This is a genomic window from Dictyobacter kobayashii, from assembly GCF_003967555.1.
Classification (GTDB): domain Bacteria; phylum Chloroflexota; class Ktedonobacteria; order Ktedonobacterales; family Ktedonobacteraceae; genus Dictyobacter; species Dictyobacter kobayashii.
Map to the genome: position 1 here is coordinate 1,728,268 of NZ_BIFS01000001.1, position 25,567 is coordinate 1,753,834.

At 50.1% G+C, this 25,567-nt stretch carries 22 protein-coding genes; 8 read left to right on the forward strand and 14 right to left on the reverse strand.

Going from position 1 to position 25,567, the window contains the following annotated elements; genetic code table 11:
- Positions 1–324: 324 nt before the first annotated feature.
- From EL645_RS07570 to EL645_RS07595, 6 genes are all read right to left on the reverse strand, one after another.
- Positions 325–594, reverse strand: a complete 270-nt coding sequence (locus tag EL645_RS07570) for a PLD nuclease N-terminal domain-containing protein (RefSeq protein ID WP_126549455.1) — start codon at positions 592–594, stop codon at positions 325–327.
- Positions 595–797: 203 nt separating this feature from the next.
- Positions 798–2,213 carry a sensor histidine kinase gene (locus tag EL645_RS07575; protein WP_126549456.1) on the reverse strand — a complete coding sequence of 472 codons (1,416 nt, stop codon included), beginning with the start codon at positions 2,211–2,213 and terminating at the stop codon, positions 798–800.
- 231 nt (positions 2,214–2,444) lie between these two features.
- Positions 2,445–3,725 (reverse strand): peptidoglycan DD-metalloendopeptidase family protein, encoded by a 1,281-nt coding sequence (locus EL645_RS07580; protein WP_126549457.1) that lies wholly within the window; start codon positions 3,723–3,725, stop codon positions 2,445–2,447.
- A gap of 64 nt (positions 3,726–3,789) precedes the next feature.
- Positions 3,790–4,164, reverse strand: a complete 375-nt coding sequence (locus EL645_RS07585) for a TolB-like translocation protein (RefSeq protein WP_161977205.1) — start codon at positions 4,162–4,164, stop codon at positions 3,790–3,792.
- On the reverse strand, positions 4,110–5,012 hold the full coding sequence (locus tag EL645_RS07590) for a TolB family protein (RefSeq protein WP_161977206.1): 903 nt from the start codon (positions 5,010–5,012) through the stop codon (positions 4,110–4,112). Before EL645_RS07590 ends, EL645_RS07585 begins: the two co-directional genes overlap by 55 nt.
- Positions 5,013–5,289: 277 nt before the next feature.
- Complete coding sequence (locus EL645_RS07595) at positions 5,290–6,354, reverse strand: lipid II:glycine glycyltransferase FemX (RefSeq protein WP_126549460.1); 1,065 nt, start codon at positions 6,352–6,354, stop codon at positions 5,290–5,292.
- A gap of 162 nt (positions 6,355–6,516) precedes the next feature.
- Here EL645_RS07595 and EL645_RS07600 point away from each other — a divergent pair, with 162 nt between their 5' ends.
- Together EL645_RS07600 and EL645_RS07605 are read left to right on the forward strand one after the other, a co-directional pair.
- Positions 6,517–6,945 carry a potassium channel family protein gene (locus EL645_RS07600; RefSeq protein ID WP_126549461.1) on the forward strand — a complete coding sequence of 143 codons (429 nt, stop codon included), beginning with the start codon at positions 6,517–6,519 and terminating at the stop codon, positions 6,943–6,945.
- Between the two features lie 113 nt (positions 6,946–7,058).
- Positions 7,059–7,718 (forward strand): potassium channel family protein, encoded by a 660-nt coding sequence (locus EL645_RS07605; protein WP_126549462.1) that lies wholly within the window; start codon positions 7,059–7,061, stop codon positions 7,716–7,718.
- A 270-nt stretch (positions 7,719–7,988) separates the two neighbouring features.
- On the opposite strand, the gene EL645_RS07610 is transcribed toward EL645_RS07605, so the two are convergent.
- Positions 7,989–9,257: an AI-2E family transporter gene (locus EL645_RS07610; RefSeq protein WP_126549463.1), complete on the reverse strand. Its 1,269-nt coding sequence runs from the start codon at positions 9,255–9,257 to the stop codon at positions 7,989–7,991.
- 510 nt (positions 9,258–9,767) lie between these two features.
- Here EL645_RS07610 and EL645_RS07615 point away from each other — a divergent pair.
- Positions 9,768–10,049 (forward strand): hypothetical protein, encoded by a 282-nt coding sequence (locus EL645_RS07615; protein WP_126549464.1) that lies wholly within the window; start codon positions 9,768–9,770, stop codon positions 10,047–10,049.
- 145 nt (positions 10,050–10,194) lie between these two features.
- On the opposite strand, the gene EL645_RS39170 is transcribed toward EL645_RS07615, so the two are convergent.
- The 4 genes from EL645_RS39170 to EL645_RS07635 form a co-directional block, all read right to left on the reverse strand.
- Positions 10,195–10,332: a hypothetical protein gene (locus EL645_RS39170; RefSeq protein WP_161977207.1), complete on the reverse strand. Its 138-nt coding sequence runs from the start codon at positions 10,330–10,332 to the stop codon at positions 10,195–10,197.
- Positions 10,333–10,358: 26 nt separating this feature from the next.
- Positions 10,359–10,997, reverse strand: coding sequence for a hypothetical protein (locus tag EL645_RS07625; protein ID WP_126549466.1), 639 nt, complete (start codon positions 10,995–10,997; stop codon positions 10,359–10,361).
- Between the two features lie 138 nt (positions 10,998–11,135).
- Positions 11,136–12,299 carry a DUF790 family protein gene (locus EL645_RS07630; protein ID WP_161977208.1) on the reverse strand — a complete coding sequence of 388 codons (1,164 nt, stop codon included), beginning with the start codon at positions 12,297–12,299 and terminating at the stop codon, positions 11,136–11,138.
- Positions 12,227–13,126: a DUF790 family protein gene (locus EL645_RS07635; protein ID WP_161977209.1), complete on the reverse strand. Its 900-nt coding sequence runs from the start codon at positions 13,124–13,126 to the stop codon at positions 12,227–12,229. The genes EL645_RS07630 and EL645_RS07635 overlap by 73 nt, the downstream gene beginning before the upstream one ends.
- A gap of 361 nt (positions 13,127–13,487) precedes the next feature.
- Here EL645_RS07635 and EL645_RS07640 point away from each other — a divergent pair, with 361 nt between their 5' ends.
- The gene (locus EL645_RS07640; RefSeq protein WP_281276384.1) at positions 13,488–15,242 is read left to right on the forward strand and encodes a serine/threonine protein kinase; all 1,755 of its coding nucleotides are present in this window, start codon (positions 13,488–13,490) and stop codon (positions 15,240–15,242) included.
- Positions 15,161–16,051: a hypothetical protein gene (locus EL645_RS07645; RefSeq protein ID WP_126549470.1), complete on the forward strand. Its 891-nt coding sequence runs from the start codon at positions 15,161–15,163 to the stop codon at positions 16,049–16,051. The genes EL645_RS07640 and EL645_RS07645 overlap by 82 nt, the downstream gene beginning before the upstream one ends.
- A gap of 80 nt (positions 16,052–16,131) precedes the next feature.
- Here the strand turns inward: EL645_RS07645 and EL645_RS07650 are convergent, their stop codons facing one another.
- The 3 genes from EL645_RS07650 to EL645_RS07660 form a co-directional block, all read right to left on the reverse strand.
- Entirely contained in the window at positions 16,132–16,809 is a 678-nt protein-coding gene (locus EL645_RS07650; protein ID WP_161977726.1) for an endonuclease/exonuclease/phosphatase family protein, read from the reverse strand.
- A gap of 32 nt (positions 16,810–16,841) precedes the next feature.
- Positions 16,842–17,159 carry an endonuclease/exonuclease/phosphatase family protein gene (locus EL645_RS07655; RefSeq protein WP_126549472.1) on the reverse strand — a complete coding sequence of 106 codons (318 nt, stop codon included), beginning with the start codon at positions 17,157–17,159 and terminating at the stop codon, positions 16,842–16,844.
- Between the two features lie 788 nt (positions 17,160–17,947).
- Positions 17,948–19,318 carry a glycine--tRNA ligase gene (locus EL645_RS07660; protein ID WP_126549473.1) on the reverse strand — a complete coding sequence of 457 codons (1,371 nt, stop codon included), beginning with the start codon at positions 19,316–19,318 and terminating at the stop codon, positions 17,948–17,950.
- A 426-nt stretch (positions 19,319–19,744) separates the two neighbouring features.
- Here EL645_RS07660 and EL645_RS07665 point away from each other — a divergent pair, with 426 nt between their 5' ends.
- The 3 genes from EL645_RS07665 to EL645_RS07675 all read left to right on the forward strand — a co-directional run bounded on the left by EL645_RS07665 (position 19,745) and on the right by EL645_RS07675 (position 25,556).
- A complete protein-coding gene (locus tag EL645_RS07665; protein ID WP_246035309.1) occupies positions 19,745–20,959 on the forward strand; it encodes an ISAs1 family transposase in 1,215 nt (404 codons plus the stop codon).
- Positions 20,960–21,374: 415 nt separating this feature from the next.
- A complete protein-coding gene (locus EL645_RS07670; protein WP_126549474.1) occupies positions 21,375–24,065 on the forward strand; it encodes a DEAD/DEAH box helicase in 2,691 nt (896 codons plus the stop codon).
- Between the two features lie 390 nt (positions 24,066–24,455).
- Complete coding sequence (locus tag EL645_RS07675; protein ID WP_126549475.1) at positions 24,456–25,556, forward strand: serine/threonine-protein kinase; 1,101 nt, start codon at positions 24,456–24,458, stop codon at positions 25,554–25,556.
- Positions 25,557–25,567: the final 11 nt, after the last annotated feature.

A 25,567-nucleotide genomic window follows, 5' to 3' on the forward strand; every position in this document is an offset into this window, starting at 1 on the left:
GATCATGCCTTATCTTCAATAAAGCTAAAAAAATCATATTACATTTATGAATTAGTAAAATTGGTAAATATTACTACAAAAGCTTCTATGGTCATATATTACTGTCAGAGAGGAGTAAATGAAAAAGAGAACCTGAATAGCTTAGCCCAAAAGTCAGAGGATGTCTTACTCGTACCATGAAACGGTTTCTCCGAGTAAACCCAAAAGAGGGAAAGAGGTTAGTGCCAATAATGATCTATCTTATTTGAACCTGCAAACAATAAAAAGGCACTATTCACATGAGTGATAGTGCCTTTTTATTGTTTGCGATTACTTTATTGATAGCTAGTAGCGCTGTTGATAGGGATTAGGATTATAGGCTGGCTGCCCAAACGTGACACGCGCACGATTGACAGGGCGCTGACCAAAGATCAGGTAGAGGAATGGTCCAAGAAAAGGAATACACCAGATGATAAGTAACCAGAACACTTTTCCTAAAGAAGAGTGATCATCTTCCAGGATAAAAACACTTTCAATGATATGTCCCACTAATGGCACAAAGACAATAAGTAGGAACAAGAGAGAATTGGTAGCACAACCTCGATTCTCAGACATATTTCATCTCCTTATTACAGACATAGTATGCTTTATTATTTCAGCATACGCTGACATCAATATGTGAATCCTTACATATGTTTTATATGCATATCTGCAAGCTGTTACTAGTAATAGTACGGTCCATAAAGGCAAGTTGTTGCAATCTGGAAGGGTAAAGCTAGCTTCAATGGGAAACAATGGACAAATCATGTGTAGCACGTTCAAGCAAAACAGATGGTAAAGTGGAGGGCCAGGCCATGTTGCGCACTATTCTCGGACCAGATCTGGCCACCATGCATCTGCACAATATGCTGGGCGGCCGAGAGGTCCCTGCCTGTTTCTGTTTCCGCGCTCTTCTGGGCATGTTCAGGCCGGGTACAACTGGCAAAGAGATAAGTAAGACTATCAGCCAGCGGGCCCCGAACTTGATTGTGCATACTCACATGTACCATATTCTCTTCCACATGGCTGCTAACGGTAATAATACTGCCTTTGGGGGTGCTTTCGATAACGTGGCTCAACAGGTGAGAAACTACCAGGGTCAATTTTTCCCTATCTCCAAGTAGAATCGGAATAGCAATCGTCAAATTGAGCGTTATGTGGTGATGAGGAGCAATAAAATGCATTCTTTTGACGACACCAGCGATAATCATGTTCAAATTTACCCACTCCAGACAAACATCTACCTGGCGTGACTCAATGCGTTCTAAATCGAGCATGTCATTGATCATGCGCAACAGGCGCCGAACATCGGTATGAATATCGATGGCGAACTCCTTAAGAGTTTCCAGACCAAGCTCATGGTCACGAATAATCTCACTACACTTCTGAATACCCGTCAAAATAGTACGAAATTCGTGGTTAACAGTGGCGATAAAATTTGTCTTCATTGTGTTGGTATACATCAGTTCCTCATTGGAAGCTTGAAGACTACACACAATGCGCTCATGTTCCCGCAGCTCACGATCCCTTTGTATCACGAAGGCCAGCATACAACTCAAAGAGCGGATCAAAGCTAATTCAGAACTTAATAGTAAGGGGGGAACACTACCATAATCCAAAAAAAGAATCCCAAGCAAACTATCTTGCTGCAGCATAGGAGCGATCACCCTATACATGAGATGATTATTATCTGAAGCGTGTGGTCTATCCAGAACCAGCACCTCACCCTGGCAGAGGCGTTGAAACTGAGCGGCATCCTGTAGCAACAGATCAATAGCGACTTTTCCACCCCAATATTGGGTATACGAGGGAGCATCGCCAGCACTTCCAAAGGGCGTAAACAGTTTCTCCTCTTGATGAAACGCAGCCAGCATTACAAAATGGCAACCCAGGCTATGTTTGATGCATTCGATACAATGGTCCACTAGAGAGGTTTGCGCGCTATCATGCTCATCCAGATTAGCCGGCCGATACTCACCAGAGGCCACCTGTTGTTGTGCTAGCGCCATTGACAAAGCCTCCAATGAATCCAGTACATTCTGTGCTCGCTGCGTTTCCTGGGCATAGAGCCGTACATCCTGAGTTATCTGCTGCTCTCTCTCTCCTCCACCCACCTCCTGCTCTGCTTTCTCAACCGAGAGCATAGAGCCATTCAGATGCGCTGTATGCTGGCGGTCTTTGCCATCTCCGCTCATAGCTTTGCTCCTTATTGTTACCTATTTATAGTCTACAGAGATCACATAATTGCATTAAATATATCTAGTATTTGCGTACCTCTTCTGGTAGTTAATATGCTAAATGTTCGTTCCCCCCATCGAAATGATAAGCAGCCTCCGATAGCCAGAGGCCGCTTATTAGCTACATGCATTTCACAGGAATTCATTACACTCACAATGCAAGTCGACAACAGATGTGTTGTGCATCTTTTAAGGCTGTACATTGAGATCCCCACCAATATAGGCACCACTACTGGGCGTATTGTAACCACCAGCAGCAGGGACAAACTCAACACCATCGGCGGCTACCTGTGTGCCAAGCTCGCCGGTAACATTGCTCAACACAACGTTGCCAGTCGTGCCACGGCGGAAGTAGTAAGTTCCCAGGCTGACCCACTGTGTCCCTGTGTTGACGATGCCAAATGGTCCATTAAAGATGCCGATATGCGATTCATCAACGCGGATGGTATGGGTTGCCTGTACAGCTGGATTGCCCGGGCTGGCGCTATGGACGGTATAGGGCACCCAGCTGCTGGTGGCGTGGGTATCATCGACATAGACACCGACCTCATAATAGCCATCGGCTGGAATCATTGGACGCCAGGTAGCCATAGCATACGCCTCACCCGTGGTTGTCCAATGTAAACTGCCACCGATATCGGTTCCGAACACGCTCTTGCGCCAGTAGCCCGTCGAACTCCATCCCCGACTGCTATCATCCACCAGGATCGCGCCAGGATAGACACGGGGTCCACCCAGGTAAGGCACGGCGGTACGAGTTGCCGGCGCATCAACCCAGAGGTAGTTATCGCGTACGATATTGGGATCGCGCATGCGACCACGCCAGCCAAAGGGGTCGGTCGCCCGCCAGTCCGGCAGGTAGTAAGCAGACATGTGTAAATGTGGACCCGTAGATGCCCCGGTTGTACCACTGGTGCCAATCTGCCATTGAGCGCCAATTTGATCTCCATCACCAACCAGGATAGAACTCAGGTGACCATATGAGGTGACGATACCATTGCCATGGTCAATGGCTACCCATAAGCCAAAGGATGAATTATGATTGACGGCATTATACCAACCAGCCCGAATTACCCTGCCGGATGCGACACTCAAGACTGGCTCAAATTTTAAGTCCATATCGTAGCCATTATGTCCATCATAGCAACTTAGACGGGCCACGCAATCATAGACAGAGGTGCGCCAGGAGACGCCATCAAAACGTACAAAGACGCCATCATTGGCATACCAGGGCTTATCATGGTCCACAAACGAGATGGTACGCTGCATGATAGTTCGATATCCATAATAAGGGCGATGCATAAAAGGTAAGACTTGTTGATATTGCATTGAATCCGCCAGAGCGCTGCTGCCCGACAGGCCACTCAGCCAGGCGCCTCCATCGCTCCAGAGAGCAAAAACAGGCAAACTCATCAATAGCATAACCAGCAACAATGGATATAAATGTTGTCGAAAGTGTAGAAACTTCATAGTACTTGAACTTCTTTACACTAGGGAAGCGCATTGGAGCATATTCCCGCAGCACTACGACCAGCTATCCCCACGCCACTACATGCGAGAAAATGGGCGAAATGGGTATCACTTGCGTTTCGCCGGTTGACCCATTGATCTGAGCGGACCAGTAGCGCGGCATGCCACCCAAAACGTTATTCACCGGATTTAAAGCCGTAAAAGTGACGCGATCACTCTGTGCAGACCAGGTGGGATTAATATTCCACTGCTGGCCAGTCTGCGCAGGCGTCGCCACCAGGCGCGCCTGGTGAGTCTGCAGATTAAAAACACCAATGGCACATTGCAAAGCCTGGTAAGATTTATCGGCCCGATGATCGCTGGTATTAGTTCGCACCACAAAAGCTAATTTATGCCCATCGGGCGACCAGTTGGGAAGATAACCATGTCCACCATCCACATCGGCCAGGCGCTCCTGCTGACCACCACTACTATCCATGGTCCAGAGGCCCGCTGTAAGGAAGGGGCCGGACTATCGGCCAGGCGCTCATAGGCAATGCGTTTACCATCAGGAGACCAGGCAAACAGGCCAGCCACAGACTCCAGACCAGTAGTAGTAAAGAGGTGCGTACGATTACTGCCATCGCTATTCATGAGATAGGCATCACTCCCCATGCCCAGCCCAACCGTCGTTGAGTAAACGATGCGTGAGCCATCTGGCGAAGGCACGGCATCAATGAGATTGGCAGCCACGGTGCCGATATCCATATTGGTATGCGCCCCACTGGAAGCATCCACCGTCCACAAGCCCGGATTCCAGCTGCCTCCATCCAATGGCGCGCTGGGTCCCAGGGGAAGCATTGGACGATAGAGGAAAGTGTGTCCATTCCCATTGGGCAGCCAGCGCAAAAAATTTCCCATCACTGCATCAGGTTTAAAAGAGATGGTATTTGACTGAACCGCATACATCCAGACCTGTTCGCCATGATCCCGATTACCATCAATTGCCAGATAATTGCCATCTGGCGACAACTGTAGAGAAAGTACTGAGTCGGATTCAACCAGCCCAAAACTATCTCCCAGAGGTAGCAGCGGCTGCGGACTCTTCAAAGGTTGTCCATCCGGTCCTTTAGGTGAGCGAGCCAGAATAAAACCACGCGGATCTTTCAAAGTGTAATAGATATAGGCATTAGAAGAGATGCTCGGAGAAGTCTGCCACAGCGGAAAGAGCTTCCACGCTGTGATACCTCCAGCAATCACTGTTACGATGCACAATATCAGAAAAGGTAACAAGATTTTTCTGTTCATAAGCATTCCCAATTCCGCATCAGTTCAGAAGCTAATGTGACATAGACATAGCATGAATAAGCCTGGAATGACTCATACAATCCCAATCGACTGAACAGAAAAGCAGAACAGGGCACGTCCCACTTTACAGGCAAAGCGGGACTTATGGGAAGGTCAAAGGGACCTTCCCGAGGAGTAAAGGCCGCTCGGGGCCAGTTTTGTGAAAAGAGTGCTCAGTGGCAGTTGTAACGGCATAGCCTATTGAAAAATATACATTTGTAATGATGAGATAATAGTACTAGAGAAATCTACGGGCTATTTGCATTAAAAGTGGTCGGTAGACATGTTCATAGCCACCTGGATATTGGATGATGCGTCCGCCCCAGCCACGTTTGAAGCGATAGACACCGGCCATGGCTTCTTCTTCCGCATCCGTGGCAGGGATGCCCCAGAAGTCATAGAGGCGGGCCCCACGCTGCCTGGCCCAGCGAATAGCTTCCCATTGCAGGACATAATTCGGCATCAGTTGTCGCTGCTGATTACTGGAAGCACCATAGAGGTAAATAGCCTGGCCAGCCATTACTACTACCACAATACCGGCCAGCAATTGTCCTTCGTGCTCGGCTAACAAGAGACGCAGATTATCCATTGGAGCGTAGAGCTCCCAGACGCGCTGATAATAAGCCAGACTGTGGATGCCAAACTGATCACGGTCACCAGTGGTTTGTAGGAGTGTATACCAGGCCTGTACGTCTTCAATAGAGCTAGCGATCCGGACCTGGACCCCTTTACGCACACCAAGGCGAATATTGTAGCGCCATTTCTCCTTCATCTGTGCCAGCAAGCGCTCTTCATCGGGCGCCAGATCCAGTACAATACTGCGGCCAGGCTGGACGGCTGGCACAGGTTTCGCGCCTTGCAGTTTAGTAAAAAGTGCCACCGCTTCGCCGTCAGCAGTACCAACCTCTACATCTGGTTCCCAGCGTAGCACAATTGCTCCCTGTTTACGCAAATAGTTATCCAGCTGCGTAAAGAAGATACGACCTAGCTCGGGCTGCCGCCAATCCACTACTGGTCCACGTGGGATATATGCCAGGTGACCCAGGGCTAAAGGCACATGCGACGCCGTCTTACGCAAGATCTGGGCCGCCGCCACCATCTGCTCACCATCCCATAAGGCCACGCGCAATGGGGACCAACCAGCGGTCGCTTTCAGCTCTCCCCAGCCCCAGCTCTGCAGAAAATGACCATAAGCATGCTCGCCCACAAAGGTATCCCACTCAGCACGCCGCTGCTCGGGCATAACGCGTAACGAGTAGCGCGAAGGATCCGAAGTAAATTGAGATTTTGACTCTGTTACCATATTATCCACTCTTTCACTTAGTCATTGGTATATATAATACTCCACATTGTCCTCAACTATAGTAGCAACTAGCCATAACAGAAACGTCCCTACATGCTATAATATTTGGGTTACAACCTAACTATCCTAAGAAGCGGTCATTCGACCGATAGGAGGCAATCCGTGAACATAGTGATCCTGGGTTGTGGTCGTGTTGGTGCAACACTTGCCACACAACTGGATGAAGCAGGACATACAGTATCAGTCATCGACAATAGTAGTGACTCCTTTCAACGCCTGAGTCCTAAGTTTAAAGGAGAAAAGATTGTCGGTAATGGTGTAGATGAAGAAACACTGCGCCGCGCTGGCCTGGAGACCGCGGACGCGTTCGCAGCCGTCACCAATGGCGATAATCGCAATATCATGGCTTCCCAGATCGCCAAGGAGATCTTTAACATCAAAAAAGTTGTTTGCCGCATCTATGATCCCCTGCGTGAGCAAACATTCAGGGAACTCGGACTAGAGACAATTTGCCCCACCCAGATCATCTCGGGCCTTGTCTCTGATGCGCTGACTGGAAATAAAGCATCCACACCCGCTAATAAAAACTAAAACAGGGTGGGCAATCTATGATTACGAACCAGTGCATCACCTGGAAGGATGCAGGGGTGAGTAACCCACCAATCACAATACACACAGGAAGAGAGTAGGAGAGAGGCACACACATGTATATTATTGTCGGGGGAGGTGGCGATGTCGGCTACTACCTCACACGGTATTTGCTCCAACAAGGTCACGAAATCTTGCTTCTCGAAAAAGAGAATCGACGCTTCCAAACGCTCTCAGAAGAGCTAGGCCAATCAGTGCTCAAAGGCGATGCCTGCGAGGCACGCACCATGGAAGATGCCGGTGCACGCCGGGCGGACGCAGTAATCGCGGTCACAGGTGAAGATGAAGATAATCTGGTCATCTGCCAGATGGCGAAGGAACGCTTCAATGTTGGCCGCACAATTGCTCGTCTGAATAACCCCAAACACGAAGAGCTCTTTCAGCGCCTGGGCATTGACGTTACCGTCAGTCCAACCAAGGCTATTCTGTCGTTGATCGAGTCTGAGCTGCCGGGTCAGCGTTTTGTACTCCTGATGAACCTCAAGCGGGCTGGCCTCGAAATCATCCAGATCGTGGTCCCCTCGCTATCACCGGTAGTTGGCAAACCATTGAGTCAGATCAATCTACCTCGTCGTAGTAACCTGGCACTGATTATCCGTGGCGATGAACCAATTATCCCAACAGCGGATGTGACCATTGAAGCAAATGATGAAATCTATGCCCTGGTCAACCGCGAAGGCGAAGAAGAACTACGCAAAACCTTTGGGAACGCATAGATAGGATTTGATTTCTTCTACTATCTGCAGGCGGCCACGGGCGCACATGCTGTTCGTGCCTGCAGCCCTTGACGGTTCGCGCCCGTGGCGCTCACAAAATGTTGTATATGTTGCAGAACATGAGCAAATGCTCATGTTCTGCAACATATACAACAAGATTTGGCGTCAGCGCCCCAGGCTGGTCAGCTATGCCATCGTGATGGTCATAGGAATAAAACACACTGCACGCTTTTTCTGCAACATAAAGTAAATTTTGCGCATCAAAGATCTTCAGAGCGTGGAATCATCTTTTCTGTCTAGTGTAGTATAATTCGAACGTATATATTCGGTATTGCTCTCATCCTCTAAGCGCTCATCCACCCGCACGCGCGAACGTAGCTGATCTTTGGTTTGTTCCCTACTACCCCTGGTTGGAAGATTTGGGCGCCTGATCGTCCAGGGAGCACGTTTGCGTGCCAGAATCTGATCCGCAGTCTCACCTCTGGCTGAACGATAAATACTGGCCACCACCACCCAGGCCGCGGCGACAATAGGTGTAGCCAACAGGGCACCAAAGACCCCAAAGAGTTTGGCTCCAACCAGGAGAGAAAGGATTGCCGCGACGGGATGCAGACCAACTGCATGTCCCACAATTCTGGGACCCAGTACATTGCTCTCGAGAGCCTGCATAATAACGAATAGTACAATGATCAGAATAGTGCGAGAAGCCAGTTGTGGCTCTCCCAACAATAGCGAGAGCAGGATAGGTGCAATTGAAGCCAGGGCAGGCCCAACCATAGGGATGGTCTCAAACAGGAAGGCCAGCACACCACAGATTAAGGCGTAATTGCCCAGACCTGAGACCAGGCAGATCACACTGGTTCCCACACCAATAATAAGTGCCAGCGTTAATTGCCCACGGATATAGTTTCCTACGACGCGGTTTAAGGCATCTTCAAAGAGGAGTACATTGGGAAGCCATGCTTTGGGGGAGATGCTCACCAGGCTATCACGGATACGCTTTCCGTCCAGGGTCAGATAGAAACTTAGTACTGCCACTAACAATACATTAAGAAAAACACTGACGCCATTGGTCACAATTAAAATTACATTTCCGGCTAGAGCGGTGGCAAATCCATAGACCTGCGATTGCACCTGTGCGATCGCTCCGTCAATTTGTGAATGGGGGATACCGACATGAACCAGAGAATTAATGGTAACTTTAAATGTGTCAGGTAAAGAAAACGCGAAATCAGAGATGGTGGTTGAGAAAGTGTTGACCTGTAATACAAAAGAGAATACCAATTCATAGGCCAGACCGACAATGGCTCCTAAAACGACAATATATGTAATAACTGCCGCAGCAATGCGCGGCACACCATATTTTCCCATAAAGTTGACAATAGGGGTTAGTAGAAAAGCAACCGCCATGGAGAGCAAGAGAACAACAATCGCCTCAACAAACTGCCCTAGCAACACCCAGACCGCCCATAAGATAATACCCAGACATACTATACTCAGAAGTATATCGCGGGTCCTCTGCCAGTTAATGTGATCCATATACTTTTAGCCCTCGTAATTGATAAATCTCAGCTAAGTATCCTCCGCCGTCATTGTGACAGGTTTCCAATAAAAGAACAAGCCTGTACAGTTATTGAAAGTGAATAATACATATATGAAATTCATGTCATAAAAAAAGTCAGGTAATTATTGCTAATTATTCATTGTAAGAAGGAGGCACAGTATTAGAACGAATAGAAAACGATACATACCAAACAGCATAAAAAGATGTGGTCAAAACAGCCATAAAGTAAGGTTCAGTTGCCAAATGAATAGCGTTCGAGAAACAATATACAGCAGAGGCATACCACTGCCGGCATATACATATGTTGAAACTTTATTTATTTATGTGTCGTCATTTCTTTAGGTAGAACGCAAAGCCAATTGCTCGGTTAAAATCCTGAACAATGGGCTTATACCAAAAAAAGTCGTCGAATTACTTTTGTGTTTATTACAAATTGGTAATCTTATCTTGCTTCAATCGGGAGCAACGTGAAAGAGGATGTGCCCGTGGGTATACACGTAGCAATCACACCTGCTGAACTTTTGTTATCTATTTTATTGCTGTTTCTAGTGTCCTGGACAATCGTCTTTGCCTACCTGGCATTGAAACGATCACCTGAGTCATTGGTAGAAACCAGCATACCCGTAACTGCGCGACCAGTTTCTACGACGATTACCCAGGCCGTGCCATCACAGCTACCAAAAAGAAATTCTGTAGCTCTCCAAACATCAGCAGTGTATTCAGAACGGACGGTGAACGAAGCGGTTCTAGAAAAATCGCTGAGATAAACAATATGCACGCTACATACAAAAGATGGCACCAATCCGCGACACTGCTGTGTGGGATGGTGCCAATTATATATAACTTGTATATATCACCGGAGAGAGCAGAAGGGTCAGATCAGAGAAGATATGGCCTGACAAAAGGCCGGGTTTAGAATTGTATATGTTCTCCAGGGCGGGGAGAACGAAATTGACCGGCATCATTCAGAAACACGAAATGGCTATCCTGGACATTCACAATCATATCTAATTTGCCATCACCATTCACATCTTTAAACGTCAGTGTCACAGGTGCCAGATCCTGGTCGGCCCCTACTAAGACAGGCCCCACATATACTTTGGCGTTCGCCGCGTCGCCCCCTGGAACTCGATTACCTGAATATGGCGATTAAGATTCATGGCAATAAAATGACTGGGATTAGAGGCTGAGTCATGGTGCCCGACTACCTGATCTGTTTGGGATGTCCGTGGACGACCATAATGCCAATCATCTTCCACCCCCTGCCACCAATGGGCCACGCCACTTAAAATCATCCAACCAACCATCATACTAATCATAGCGAGGCCAGCATAGACTGTCCAATGCATACGTCGAGCTTCATCATGAACAGAGGTGGGACGTGGGCGACGGGCAGGCACTCCCACGTCTTCAGTATCTACCTGGCGCCGACTGGCTGAAGAAGATACGGGGGGATGGCTGGCAGTACGGCGCGCGGGCACAGCATTCTTTCCTGTTGGACGCGAGACGCGGGGGTCAGTATAAGCAGACCATTGTTCATCTCCACGAGGTCGCCCGGTCTCTGTCTGTACATCACTGCGATAGCGTCTTACGCTACTCGACGAACGAGATGAAGGCCAGATATCATCATATTCTTCATCGAAAATATCCGGCATGGCTGGCCCTTGCTGGGTTGACCCACGCCTGGTTGCACGCACATACGAACTCTGCTCCACATTGCTACCGTCCTCTCATTAAGTTTTACGAGACTCCGAACTTCTGTTCTAATCTTCTTCCATAGTACACGAAACGACCAAACCTGTCAACAAAAATTGGAACAAAAATACTATGCCTCAGAAAATCTGTATGTATCGTCATCCCCATAGGTCTCCTTGTACTATCTCTGAAGGCTTTTTAGAACGCTTTCTGGTTGCCGCGCGCCGCTCACGTGCGGGCCGGACAGCTTCCTGCTCTAATGGCTCCGGTTCTGCGGACGCAAGCGGCTCGGAATCAACTGCCCCAGACGGAGCTGCCAGTAGTTCAATGGTGACATCAAAGATGGAGGCGCGCTGAATATGTATTTCGTCCCACAAACTGACCAATGTCTCAAGTGTCGCATCCGCGGCTTGCTGAAGTTCTGGATAGAGGCTGCGCAATTTTTGCAAGGCTTCATGCCAGCTGGCTGAATGGGCTGGTATTTGTTCTAACCAGGAGAGAAATGACTGCTTGAGCTGTTCTAACCAGTTCTGAGCATAGAGGCCCAGTCCAGGTACAAAGGCGAGATCCTCAGCATTCTGCGCACAGACCAGGGCCGCGGCCTGCGCTAATTCGGAGCGACGATAACAGTGGAGCAGGGTATAACATTGTTGCTCAGGAATAAAACCTTGCCGCCGAGCCAGCTGCTGAATCTGTGTCCTGTCCAGAAGCTTCAGGCGCGCGGAGAAATCATCATATGTTTCTTGCAGCACCTGTAATACATCCATCACAGAAAGCTGGCCCTCGTAATAAACGACAGGGAAGTCATCAGCAATGACGCGAAAAGCCTCTTTGGCATCCAGAGGTATCGCTAACACCAGATCTTTACGGCCACGCAAAAATTGCAATTTCTGAATCTTGCGCTCGCGGTAAGCAGGAGTCCAGAAGCCTAGAATCTCAAAATGGATGCGCCGCGTACCTCGTGTCATCACAAAGTCAGGCAGAAAGATCCCTTTATCCAGCAGTAACGGTTCCTGCTCACGTTCTAGTTGCCAGCCATCAACCCCATGGTTTCTGGCCAGTGAGAAGAATGCCTCAGAAAAGTTCTGCTCGATGCTGCTATCAAAAAGCTGCGATGGATCGCTCACGAGCTGATCCTGACCTTTTTCGCCCACTTGAGGCAGCAATTGTAACAACCTGGCATCCATCGCAAAGGTATAAGCGCGCTGTAAGAAGTGTACGCGGGCCTCAGCCTCAACAATACCGGGCGTCAGCTGTGGTTTTTTCGCGCCCGCTTTCTGACTATAGCCCAGCAAAAAGCGGCAGAGACGGGCCAGGCGCAATCCATACTGCTGGGCGCCCCCGTTACTTCCTGAGGTCCATATAACGTCAAATGTAGTATTGGAGATGGAGCCGATCCAGTCAGTGAAGCCTGCGTGGCTTGCTCATACTCCAGATCATAATAGACGCCCAGACGACGTGCGAGAAAGCAAAGGCGTTTAATAACGGCACCGATGCCCGCAGTAGGATTCTGCAAGGCACTCTGGGGGCTCTCAGCGCGATTGAAGGCCATCACATCAATTACAAAATGCACACTTGAGGCATTGAAGAGAGCAGCTTCAAAGGTCCACTGATTATAGAGGGCCATCACGTCTTCAACCGTAGGCGGACCCGCGAGCTCACGCGTCAAAATAGCTTCATCCTCGCTATCTAAAACCAGCAGATATTCCAGATCACTGCTCGATAGTGCATAAGAACTGGCAACTACCTGCAAGGCTTCGGCGCGCTGCTGTGCACTTAAAAAACCATGATAGTGCTCGTTAACATAGGTATAGAGGGCCAGGCGTAACTGGACCGAAGAACCCACGGCCTGCAACGCCTCATTGCCTCCCATTTGTGCTACGATGCCTCCCCACTCGCGCTGTCTCCAGTTATACCAGTGGCTCAAAGTAGCAATCAAACAATGGGCCAGCCGATATTCTCCAATCAACGCCCTGGCCTCATCCGCCACAAATGACCGTTGTGGTTGACCCAGCAAGCGCTCATGATAGGCGATCAGGCGCGCAATCTCTTCCTGCAACTCCCCCGCCCGCAAAAAATGGAGCGAGACCGCCAGCTGGCCTCCACGCCGCTGCACCGATTTTCTGATATCCTGTAAACTAAAGCGCACAAAACAACTCCTCCATAGAAATGACATCCGCCACACTCTATTATAGCGGGAATATTTATAGACCACATAATTCGTCGCGCCGGGCCACACATGTACTCACATGCCCCTATCCCCCGACTATAACAATTTGCCACAAAGGTCTTTCTCTCGTCCTATTCTTTAGCAGAAGGTATCAAGCGGTATGTAGGATAGATATCCTAAACGATTGAGTATCCGCTCTAACTCTGCTATGGTACTGGTGGGATAGTACAGACTTTGCCGATAGATTTGTCGGTGAACAGGAGGAGGCCGTGAGCACATCTCCACGCCGCATTGGACAATATGAGTTATTGCAACAAATTGGGAATGGCCATTTAGGGAGATCTGGAAGGCCCATGATTTTGCCCAACGTCGCGATATCGCCATCAAATTATTGCACAACGATTTACAAGCCGATCCAAATTTTTTAAATCGGTTAACCAATGGTGGCAAAGTCCTGACGACTTTGCGCCATGAGAATCTGGTCAGTGTTTATGATACTGCCGTTTCACGTACAGGTGAGGCACGCGAAACAACCACCTTCATTGTGATGGACTACATTGAAGGATATACACTCAGGGATTATATCAAAGCGACGTCGCAGCGGGGCATCTTCCCTTCGACCGCAGACATAGTCTATCTTTTTTCTTGTCTGGGGACGGCCGTTGATTATATCCACCAGCAGGGTATTACCCATGGCAATATTAAGCCCAGCAATATCTTGCTGCATAAGCAGCAGCGAGCCAATTTTGCAGCCGGTGAGCCAATGCTCACAGATGTTGGACTCACCCAGATCGCTGGCAACGATAGTTATCTTAGTGCCCCCCACTATTTGTCACCCGAACAGGCCCAGAGTAAACCGGCCAATAAAGCCAGCGATATTTATACTCTGGGTGTTATTTTGTATGAGCTGTGTACAGGGACAGTCCCCTTCAGGGGTGATAACACATACGCGGTTATCTCACAACACATCAATACGTTGCCAGCTCCCCCTACCTTGCTCAATGCGAATATCCCTCAGGCTCTGGCCCAGGTAATACTGCGTGCCCTGGCTAAAGATCCCGCTACGCGTTTTCCAGAGGCAACGCTGCTGGCATATGCAATTGCCGAGGCCTGCGCTGTACAACCGACCCATCCGCAGGTCAAGCAGATAGCCACGCGCAGAATGCAAACACAACAAACAAACAACCCGGCTACCAACAATTCCCAATCAATTCTGGGCGTATCACAACCCCTGACCCCTGAGTCGCCGATATTCATGCGCCCATTGCCGGATCTCTCTACACGTCAGCAAGCTGTGCCTGGCCCAACCCAACCGGTCTCGCTCAATGCTAACCCTAATGTCTCGGCCTCTGCAGTTTTCCCAAACTCAGGACCGCTATCCTCGGTTTCAATCAGTAAGAATACAGGACCCATCTCTGCGTCGAGGCCCGCTGTTTCTCCAACCCATCTTGTCCCTGGCGAGCCAAAGGAAATGGAAATTCTTCCGCCTCTTCCACCTCCCAGGCCATCTGCCTTATCAGGTCCATTGTCCAATCCAGGTAATAAACAATTTTTAAACCGACAGGCAGCACCCAATACGCCATCCATGGAGGGGAGTAATGCCGGAGCAGGTTTCGCGCCACTGCCGTCAACTCCATCTGCGCCAAGATTCAATCCATCACAGCCCTCGCCCGAGCCTACCAGACCATACCAGCAATCACCCATGCCTGAGATGCAAACACCTCAGCAACCACAGCCAGCAGTTCAGCAACTCAATACGAGCGCGCAGCCATTGACTTTCCGGCCAACAACGCCAATATATAAAAATAAATATGCAGCCATCGCGCTGGTGTTACTGATTGCAATTATCGTTGCAACTATCGGTATTACTACCCTTATCAACCATAGTAATGCCGGGCAACCAGCCGTAAGCAGGACCACTCAGCCACCCCTGCCTCCTGTAGTCAGCCAGGGTCCTGGCACGATATTTTTCAGGATGATGCCCTGGGGCATAATGATCAATTGCGCATTACGATGCAAAATATTGCTAATCCCGCACAAGGTAAAAGCTATTATGCCTGGTTGCAAACCGATAAGCAGGCCTTCATTCCGTTAGGTGAGCTACCAATCCATAATAAGAACATAGATTTCACCTATCCGGGAGATAACAACCATTCTAACCTGATCGCTTATACGCAGGGCATTCAGATCACGCTTGAAACGGCTGGCTCAACCCCAAAGGCTCCGAGCAATAACATTGCTTATCAGGCTAATTTTGCTGTGACAACGCTGGCCGAGATCAAGAATATTCTTTATGCTACACCCGATCTGCCACAGAAGTCGTCAGTTGTCGTCAATATGTTTGACGCGATCAAATCCATGAACGATAAAGCGACCAGTGTAGTTGATTCTATTCAGCAAACCAAGGATTATAATCTGGCCAGACGGCAAAGCACTCGTCTCATAGAGATAATTGATGGTACTCAGTATGCCCGTGAAAGTGGAGATCTGCCCGCCGCACTACCCCCACAACTCAATTCGCCGATCGGCCTGCTTTCATCACCCAATCAACAAGGTTATCTGGATATTCTGGATAAACATCTGGATAATCTGAAGACGGCTGCGGGCAATAATGCCAACCTGCTGCAACGCATCCAGAATGCCAAAAACGGCCTGCAAGATCTGCGTGGCTGGTTGCAACAAATGCGTCAAAATGATGTGCAGCTTTTAAAAACCAACAATCTGGCAAGTAATAATAATCTCAGCGCGGCACTGCAGTTAAAACAGTTGGCAGCCTATGCCTACACAGGGCGTACGATACCACCGGACACAGCTCCCAAGCCAACGCCTGGTTCAGCTGGAGCCCTTCAGACCTATGTTGAGGTTCAATATATGGCCGCGTTAGATCTACAGGCAGTGAAGTAATAGCCCTCAGGGCCGAGCACAAAAAGTCAAGAGGGGCAGCGACCGCTGGTGATCGCTGCCCCTCTTGACTTGCAATACACTTATGGACGTGAGACAGCACTATCTGAGATAGCATTATCTGTCGGGGTAGCTGGTACTTCTGGCACCACACCCAGCCCAAACTCTGCGGTGACAGCCAGGTGATCACTGGCATGCTCACCCAGGAAATCGTCCTCACCTGTAACCAGCACATGACACATCTCCAGGCGCTCCACCAGGGTTGGATCAGCAAAGATATAGTCGATTCGGCCCGCGGGTGCTGCCGCGGGACAGGTAAATCCCTGTTCGTGCGGATGTAAGTGGCGGAAGCAATCTGTATAATACTCTGATAGCAACCGAATACAGCCACGGGGGGCATAAAAATAAGCTGCCAGGTCAAACAGATTACACAACAGCTCGCTACGCGCGACCGTACGCAGGACTGGATTGAGGAAGCGCAGTTTAGGAGGCACGACAGAATTTAAATGTGGATGGCCATCATTGAGGGTCAAATTTTTACGCCGCGTATCCAGGCGCATGACATATTTGAGCAAGGCACTGGCCGTAAAAGCATCTTTGGGAGACAGCGAATTAAAATCACCCATTAGTATGTGTGGTTTACCTTCGGCCCGAAAAGGAGCCAGGATATTTAAAATCTCGCGTACTTCGCGTATGCGGATATGGTTGCCAGCCCAACCCCGATTAAAGGCCGCCGAGAGATGAATGACAAAAACAGTCAGTTGCTGACCCGTGCTCTCCTCAACGCATACCTCTAATAAGGGCGCGCCAGCACACCGGGACGGGCATGATTTTTCACAGAGATAACCGGCAAACTCGTCATTAAAGCCGTTTGATAATCCCTGCTACTGCCTGTCTCGCCACCTTTGATAAGCTGCATCCCCAATGCCTCGGCCATCTCTTCAACCACCGTCGGGCCTGCAAACTTATGCGGATTAATCGCCTCTGGCAATCCCACTATATCCGGTCGGCCTGCACGGATAATCTTCAGCAACTGCTCGGTTCTTTTGGCTCCATTTTCCCGTAAACTATAGCCCCCGGCAAGAATATTATAAGAAACGATGCGCGTCATGGATTTCGATCCTTTTATTGAAAATAGCCAGCTTCAGCAATAACATCCGCGGAAGCAAGCTCTGCCTATTTCAATGAATAGTAGTCGTAATTTCTCATACTGATCAGCATACAACATCGAACAAACAAAACCATTGTCACAGCTATTTTCTGGTCCATTTTTTTCAGATATCTCAGATTCACTATAGCAGAGATACAAAAAAATCAGGAAAGATGAAGGTATTTCTTTTCCAGAAGTACTAACTTATAGTGTGTTTTATCCTCATTGCTCCAGGAAGCGCCTCTTTTCCTTGCGGGCGGGCGCAGGCGCGCCCGCCCATTTTTTTATGTGGTGCAAAAAGGGCGCCGAGCGCCCTTTTTGCACCACATAAAATGAATTCTTGAGCGCCTTTGGGACACAAACTCAGACGTGAAGCACACAGCGATCATAAGGATCAGACAAATTCTTATATGTGTCTTACTCCCATGTCCTTCGCACGCTCTGTCTATATGCTTTCACACCTGTGGTGCTCAACATGTTTTTATAGTCTGGGTGTAGAAAATGCACATAGTGCATTTTCTACACCCAGACTATAAAAACACCTCGGGCGCGTCAGCGTACGTCCGCACAAAGAAGGCACGCTTCCCATAATGATGGGAGTAAGGCACATTCTTAAACAGTAGCGAGGATGAAAGGGATGGGAAGCAATAAAAAGGGGAAGGCCCGATGGAGATGCTCTATAAGTATAATAAACATTTCCATCAGGCCTTGTAGTAGCCTATGCTATTTAGAAACAGTCGTATGAGCAGCTACTTCCAGGTTACGCGTTCCAGGAGATACATGGTTAGCTCACTGATGGGCAGGCGAATCTGGGTCATGCCGTCACGCTCACGCACAGTAACCGTCTGATCATCCAGGGTCTGGAAGTCAACCGTAACACAGAAAGGTGTACCAATCTCGTCCTGACGGCGATAACGGCGACCGATATTAGCCACATCATCATATTGTGACACCATATAGCGGCGCAGGTTCTGGTGAATAGACTGAGCGGTAGAAACCAGCTCTTCTTTGTTCTTCTGCAAGGGTAGCACAGCAACTTTAACAGGAGCCAGCCATGGATGCAGATGCAGCACGGTACGAGGCTCTTTACCATTGGGATCAGGCTCTTCCTCGTAGGCATCCAGCAACAGATTCAAGAAGGTGCGGTCAACACCACCCGAGGTCTCGACGATCCAGGGTGTATAGCGCTCTTTGGTCAGAGGATCGGTATAGCGCAGATCCTGACCGCTATACTCAGAGTGGCGCGAGAGATCCCAATCTTGACGCCAGTGTACCCCTTCCCATTCCTGCCAACCAAGCACGGTCTGATATTCCACATCAAAGGCTTTTTTGGCATAGTGGGCCAGCTCATCGCTACCATGCTCACGGAAGCGCAGGCGATCCTTGTGGTTCACAATGCCCTTGTACCACTCAAAGCGGAAATTCTTCCAGTATTCATACCACTTATCCATCTCACTGGGGTGTACAAAGAACTGGAGGTCCCACTGCTCGAATTCACGCTGGCGGAACAAGAAGTTACCAGGAGTGACCTCGTTACGATAAGCCTTACCAATCTGGCAGATACCAAATGGCACCTGGACACGTGATGACTTCACCACATTATCATAGTCCAGATAAATGTTCTGGCAGGCCTCACCACGCAGGTAGGTCTTCATACGATCGCCTTCAACCACACCCAGGTAGGTCTCCATCAGCAGGTTAAAGACGCGAGGCTCTGAGGTCAACTCACCACCGCAGACAGGACATTTATGCTGCTCCAGGTTCTCTGGCTCCAGATGGTCAGTGCGGAAACGACGCTTACATTTCTTACAGTCGACCAGGCGATCAACAAAGTTCTCAACGTGACCGCTGGCTTCCCAGACGCGAGGATGAGTAATGGTAGCACCCTCAATACCTACCACATTATCGTGATTCTGTACCATGGACCACCACCAGTAGCGCTTAATATTGTTGCGCAACTCGACGCCAAGGGGACCAAAATCATAGATACCGGCCACGCCACCATAAATCTCTGAGTTAGGATAGACGAAGCCACGGCGCTTGGATAGGGAGACAACTTTTTCAATGGGGACCAGAGGAGTATCTTTTACCTCCGGTTGCTGATTTTCAACTTGTGTCATGAGTGGTTTCCTCCGCAAAAAAATGCCCCAGGCGTCTATAGCCCAGGGACGAATGCGCTAACGTAGGCCTGGGGCTACTACGTTTTACAGCGACATGCGCGGTCCCACCCTGCTTCTTCACCAAAACAGTGAAGCCACTCATTCTCAATGTATCCAGCTCAGAAGCGCCCTTCACCTGTCTGAGATTGCCGACCTCACACCAATCGCCGGCTCGCTGCTATCTAGAACAGATTACTCCTCTTCCTCATCGTTGGAAGGCATCGATATCGTATTGTTTATTAAGGGTAGTATAGCGAAGAACCCTGGAAGTTGCAAGTGGTACTGCCAAACGGCCCAGGGCTTCGCAAAAGTCCGGGGGAGGTGAAAAAGAAGAGTCAATCCAGTAGAATGAAAAAAAAATCAAGGTCATTCGAGGAAAGACTCTGCATGGAATATAGCACACTGAAAACGGAAAGCAAGACCATTCAAGAAGTAAGCCCATCGCATCTGCGTTCGTTGTACGACATCTGTGCGCAGATCCCTGATCAGCGGGCAGCCCGAGGGAAGCAATATGCGTTAGCGGACGTGCTCATCGTGCTGATCCTGGCCAAACTGGCTGGGATGAAAAGCCTGTTGGGAGCCAGCGATTGGGCGCGAGACCAAGGAGAGAGGCTGCGCGAGCAGTTGAACGTGAAGTGGAAGCGTATGCCGTGTGCCAATACGTACAAATATGCGCTCGCTCGGTTGGAGAGCCAGCAGATCAATGAACGATTTCGAGATTGGTTGCTACGGCAGGAGGCAGAAAGCCGATGTGGTGACGAACCCAGTCGTCTCGCGATGCTGGCAGAGCAGCGCGCTGTTCATGTGGCCATTGATGGCAAAGTGTTGCGGGGAACCGGTCAGCAGAGCTATGGAGGAGAAAAGCCGCAGAGGCATGTGTTGCATGTGTATGAAGTGCAAACAGGAATTGTCTTGCATCAGTGTCCAATTGCCGACAAGCAGAATGAAGTCAGTGCCCTCAAGCCGCTGTTGACCGAAGTGCTCTGCAAAGGGCGCATTTTCACCGTCGATGCTGCTCAAAGTTATCATGCGTTTGGACGCATGGTAAAACGGGCAGGAGGAGAGGTGATTCTGATCATCAAAGACAATACGCCCGTGACTCGAGAGGATCTGGAACTCTTTTTCGAAGATCCACACGCTGATCGAAGCACCTGGCACTCCTATGAACAGGTCGAAAAAGGTCATGGCCGACTGGAGCGGCGCCACCTGCTCACCTCACCGGACCTCAACGAGTTTCTGGATCGAGAATGGGGAGAAGTTGGGCAGGTCTTTCGATTACAACGGGAACGCAAGACGGCAGAGAAAAGGAGCGTAGAGGTCGTGTACGGATTGACGACCTTGAGCCGAGAACAGTGTTCGATCCAGCGGCTTTTCCGCCTCATCCGCGACCACTGGGCGGTGGAAAATCGTCTCCATGGGCGCCGTGATGTGACGTTGGGAGAAGACCGATGTGGCGTTCGCGTTCCTCCTGTCGCTCAAATGCTTGCCGTACTCAACTCGCTCGTGCTCTCCTTGATGGATATGCATCAGGTTTCCAATGTGGCTCGTCAAATCCGGCGATTTGCATCTCACCCAGAGGAGGCCCTTGCTTGGTTACTCTGACTTTTGCGAAGCCCTGCCAAACGGCCAAGACTTTTTACTGTTCGTCCAGAGATCACGAGCAAGTGATACGATGGACCTTCTTTCAGGTGTGGAGTGTGTGGTGGGCGGCCACGGCCACCCACCACACCCGGCGCCCCAGGCGCCAAAGAGGAACATGAAAAAGCCCTGACAAAAGATAGGGTCACCCCGGCAATACACTTTTTGAGCTATACTATTGCTAGTATATGGTGACTATCAATAGATGCAGAGATACATTATGCCTCTGTTATCGTCGATGCTCTTCTACTATGTTGTATAAGAAGCAAGGCGTGCCAGCATAGATCGATTAACATGTATGGACATCCGCTATCTTGTGAAGACCACTGAGAGGTGTTACAATAGTGCGAATAATAATCGGCAATGAATTGAAGAAGAGATGGAAGAATACGTGGTGACCGAGCACGACCCTCAGGCCGATATAGAGGCCTTTGCCGCGCGTTATACATTTCCAATTGACTCGTTTCAATTGGAAGCGATTGACCAACTCGCGCACGGACAATCCGTGCTCGTTGCGGCACCCACTGGTACAGGTAAAACCCTTGTAGCAGAGTACGCCATCTGGCGTGCACAACAAAAAAAGCAGCGCGTCATTTATACTACCCCTTTAAAGGCCCTTTCCAATCAGAAATATCGCGATCTGCGTGAATTGTATGGTGCGGACGCGGTTGGCCTGGTGACCGGAGATATTGTGGAGCGTAGTCGCGCCTCGATAGTCATTATGACAACCGAGGTTTACCGCAATATGCTCCTCGAAGAAGGGGGGGAATATGGCTATAACAGTGGCCCTTCAACCCTGACAGATGTAGGTTACGTCGTTTTCGACGAGCTCCATTATCTAAGTGATGTCGGGCGTGGCCCGGTCTGGGAAGAGGCTATCATCTGTTCGCCCCCCCATGTCCAACTGGTTGGCCTCTCAGCCACTGTCAGCAATGCAGAAGATCTGGCCAGCTGGATTAGTCGTGTCCATCGTCCTATCTCACTGGTTACCCACGAACAACGCGCCGTGCCACTGGAACACTACTATTTCCTGGACGGCAAATTGCACCTGGTACAGGATGCCGATGGCAACCGTATCGAACAGTTTCCTCGCGTTGGTGGCGAGGCCAAACTGGCTCAAATGCTGGGCCGTAATCGGGTCTTCACCTTTGAGGATGACGAGGATAATGAGGATGGCGATTTAGAGGACGATGTATGGGAAGAGCGTCGTCGCCGCAATCGTGCCATGCGCCCCCAGGACCATCGTATCTCGCGCAAAGAACGTGAACGGTTGCGCTCACGGCCACGGACGGCGGTCAAAGATACAGCCACAGCATCAACTGAGCAAGCCGAAGAGAGCAAGCCGCAAGCCAGCACCAGCAGCGAAGCCCAGTCAAATGGGGATGTCGCCCACCAGGAAAAGCCAAAGGGGCGCCGGCTTCAACAACGTAAAGCTCCCGAGCCGGGAGAGATTCTCACAGTCCTGAGGGATGCAGATATGCTGCCTTGCCTCTACTTCCTACCAGGCCGACGTGTCGTTGAAGAAGCTGCAATGAGCTCAGCTATGCATAGCTTTACCACACCTGAAGAGGAAGCGCTGATCCGCGAAGAGGTCGGCATCTGGCTGGAGCACCTCCCCAAAGAGGATCGTAATCTACAGCAGGTTCACTCTTTGCTGAATCTACTACCCCGTGGTTTAGCCTTTCACCATGCGGGCCTGTTGCCAGGACTCAAAGTGCTGGTGGAGACGCTGTTTTACCGGGGACACCTGCGGGCTGTCTTTGCCACCGATACGCTGGCCCTGGGCATCAATATGCCTGCGCGCTCAGTCATTGTGGGTAGCCTGAGCAAATTTGATGGTCAGGAGATGCGCCTGCTCACCCCTAATGAGTATCGCCAGTTGACGGGGCGCGCCGGTCGCCGTGGTATGGATGTACGCGGCGCAGCAATTATCCCTTATTCACCCTGGGAACCTTTCGAGCCATCATTCCAGAAGATTACCGGCGACCTATTGCCTGTGACCAGTTCTTTTGTGATCCGCTACAATTCGGTACTTAATCTCTGGCGGCCCAACGATCTACAGCACCTGCGCCGCATTTGCGCTTCTAGCCTGCGCGAGTTCCAGCGCTATCTGCTGTGGGAAATTAATGAGCTGCAGCGCCTGGAGAAACGTTATCAGAAAGCCAGCAAGTCAGGCAAAAAGAAAAAGGGAGCCGCTTCAGTAGAAGCAGAGCGCGCACTGGAGAAACGACGCGAGAAAATTGGTGCCTTTCCACTCAGTCGCGCCGGAGCCGCCGAACTGGATGGGACCATCTTCGCGCTCCGAGCGATGGGCCACATTGGCCAGGACGAGCAGCTAACCCTGAAAGGTCGGCTGCTACGTAACATTTTCCATCCTGCCGGCATCATCCTGGTCGAGCTGATAACCAATGGTTACCTGGATGAACTTTCTCCCGCAGAGCTGGCGGAAGTGTGTAGCTGGTTCACTTATGATAATGATCGACGCCTGAATAATCGCGACGTCATGCATAATCGCCTGGCCCAGATTCGCCGTGAGCTCTGGCATATCATCCAGCACGTCCGGGGAGTTGAGGAGCGCGCCGGGGTTAGCTTTACACCAGGGGTGATCCCTGAATTTCATGGCCTGGCCCTCGCCTGGGCCCGCAAAACAACGCTCAGTGGCTTGATGAGGCGTATTGAGCTGGCCGAGGGTGATATTATGATGTTACTCAACCAGACAATCGATCTTATTCAGCAATTGCAGTCGGCCGTGGGACAGGTATTGGACAGCCGCGACATCTGGGAACAAATCTCGCCAGTCATGGTCGAAGGCATTTATGGCACACGCAATACACCTGATTACGAGAAGAAACGCAATGAGCAGCTCCAGCGGCAGCGCGAACATCTTGAACGTCTGCGCCCTATGCTGGCCCAGGCCTCCGCGTCACTGCTCCACGGCATTATCGCCCAAAGCCGGACCGTCCCCTCTATGGCAACACAGATTGGTACGGAGGAGGTCCCGTTGGATGCCGAAGAGGATCGGGATCCCCAGGGGCTCTCGGACACAGAAACATTTGTCGGCGATATCTAATTGTTGCCCTTGAAATTCAAGCCTATCCCTTCATTGTTGTTATGAAGAATGAAGGGATAGATTACATACTCACTCAGGCACTCGGCACCCGACTTCTCGCAAATTCTGCAACGGATTGAAATCCACTGAAACAATATACAGGTCATACATCCCCAGCTAAACCAACAATTCTGCGTTTAATCCAATACTAATAAGTAGCACGAAAGCACAAATTGACGCAGTAATAAACATTACTTTGGTCATGCTTGCCCTGCCATTTTATTGTCAGACGCATGGAAGTTGACTAATATGTACAAAGGTACAAGTATGTCGGGAAGACGGGGTGAAGAGAATACGCTTAGTACTGGCAGGCAAAGTGAGCGCCAGTTGTAATAGAGGGGTAGAGTTTTGATGAACGCAGAAGCATTGATTGGAAGGGCATTGGGCACATGCACGCTCCAGAAACTGGTGGGGCAGGGGGGCATGGGAGCCGTGTTTCTCGCCCAACAGTCCCGTCCCCGGCGTCAGGTTGCGGTAAAAGTGCTTCTACCGATAACACAATTGAATGCCAACCAGCTGGCCGCATTCCTGGAGCGCTTTCGGCGCGAGACCGATGCCGCGGCTTCCCTGGAACACCCAAATATTATGCCCGTGCACGAATACGGAGAACAAGATGGTCTCGCGTATCTTGTGATGCCCTATGTATCTGGAGGTACTCTGCGCGATGAATTGGAGCGCGAAGGACCTTTATCTCTTCAGCACGCTGTAAATTATTTAGAACAACTTGCGGCCGCCCTCGATTTTGCTCACGAACATGGGGTAATTCACCGCGATATTAAACCTGCCAACATCATGGTTACCAATGAAGGGCGTCTCTTGCTCTCCGATTTTGGCCTGGTTAAAATTATTGCCGAGGGGCAGACTCCCCAGGTACGTTTGACCGGCGCGGGAGCACCCGTTGGCACGCCAGATTATATGGCCCCGGAGCAGGTCATTGGTGAAGAGGTAGATACGCGCGCAGATCTCTATTCCCTGGGGGTTATTCTCTTCCAGATGCTAACTGGAACAACCCCATTCCAGGGTGAGACGCCGATGCAGATCGCCGCCCAACATTTGCAAATACCTCCACCATCACCACAAATGTTACGACCAGATCTTCCGATCGCAGCCGAACAGGTAGTGCTCCGCGCCATGGCTAAGCGCCCCGGTGATCGCTATATGCGCGCCCAGGATATGGCCAGAGCATTTCGTTCAGCAGTGCTCAACGCAGGCTTCCAGCTCGATCCAGAGCAGACCTGGGCAGGATTGTTAAGTGGCTCTACCGCTTCTCGTATGGCGATCCCTAAAGGGCAATTTGATCCGATGCGCCAGACGGCTTCGATGCCTAAAGTGACAAAAGCGGATGTACAAAGGAATCCAACTGGCAACTTACTCAATCGCACTGGGATCAACCCGGCACCAAATCAGCCAGTCGCAGAAAATACTATTCCCGGCAGAGCAGTGGACTCCTGAGCCGAACGGGG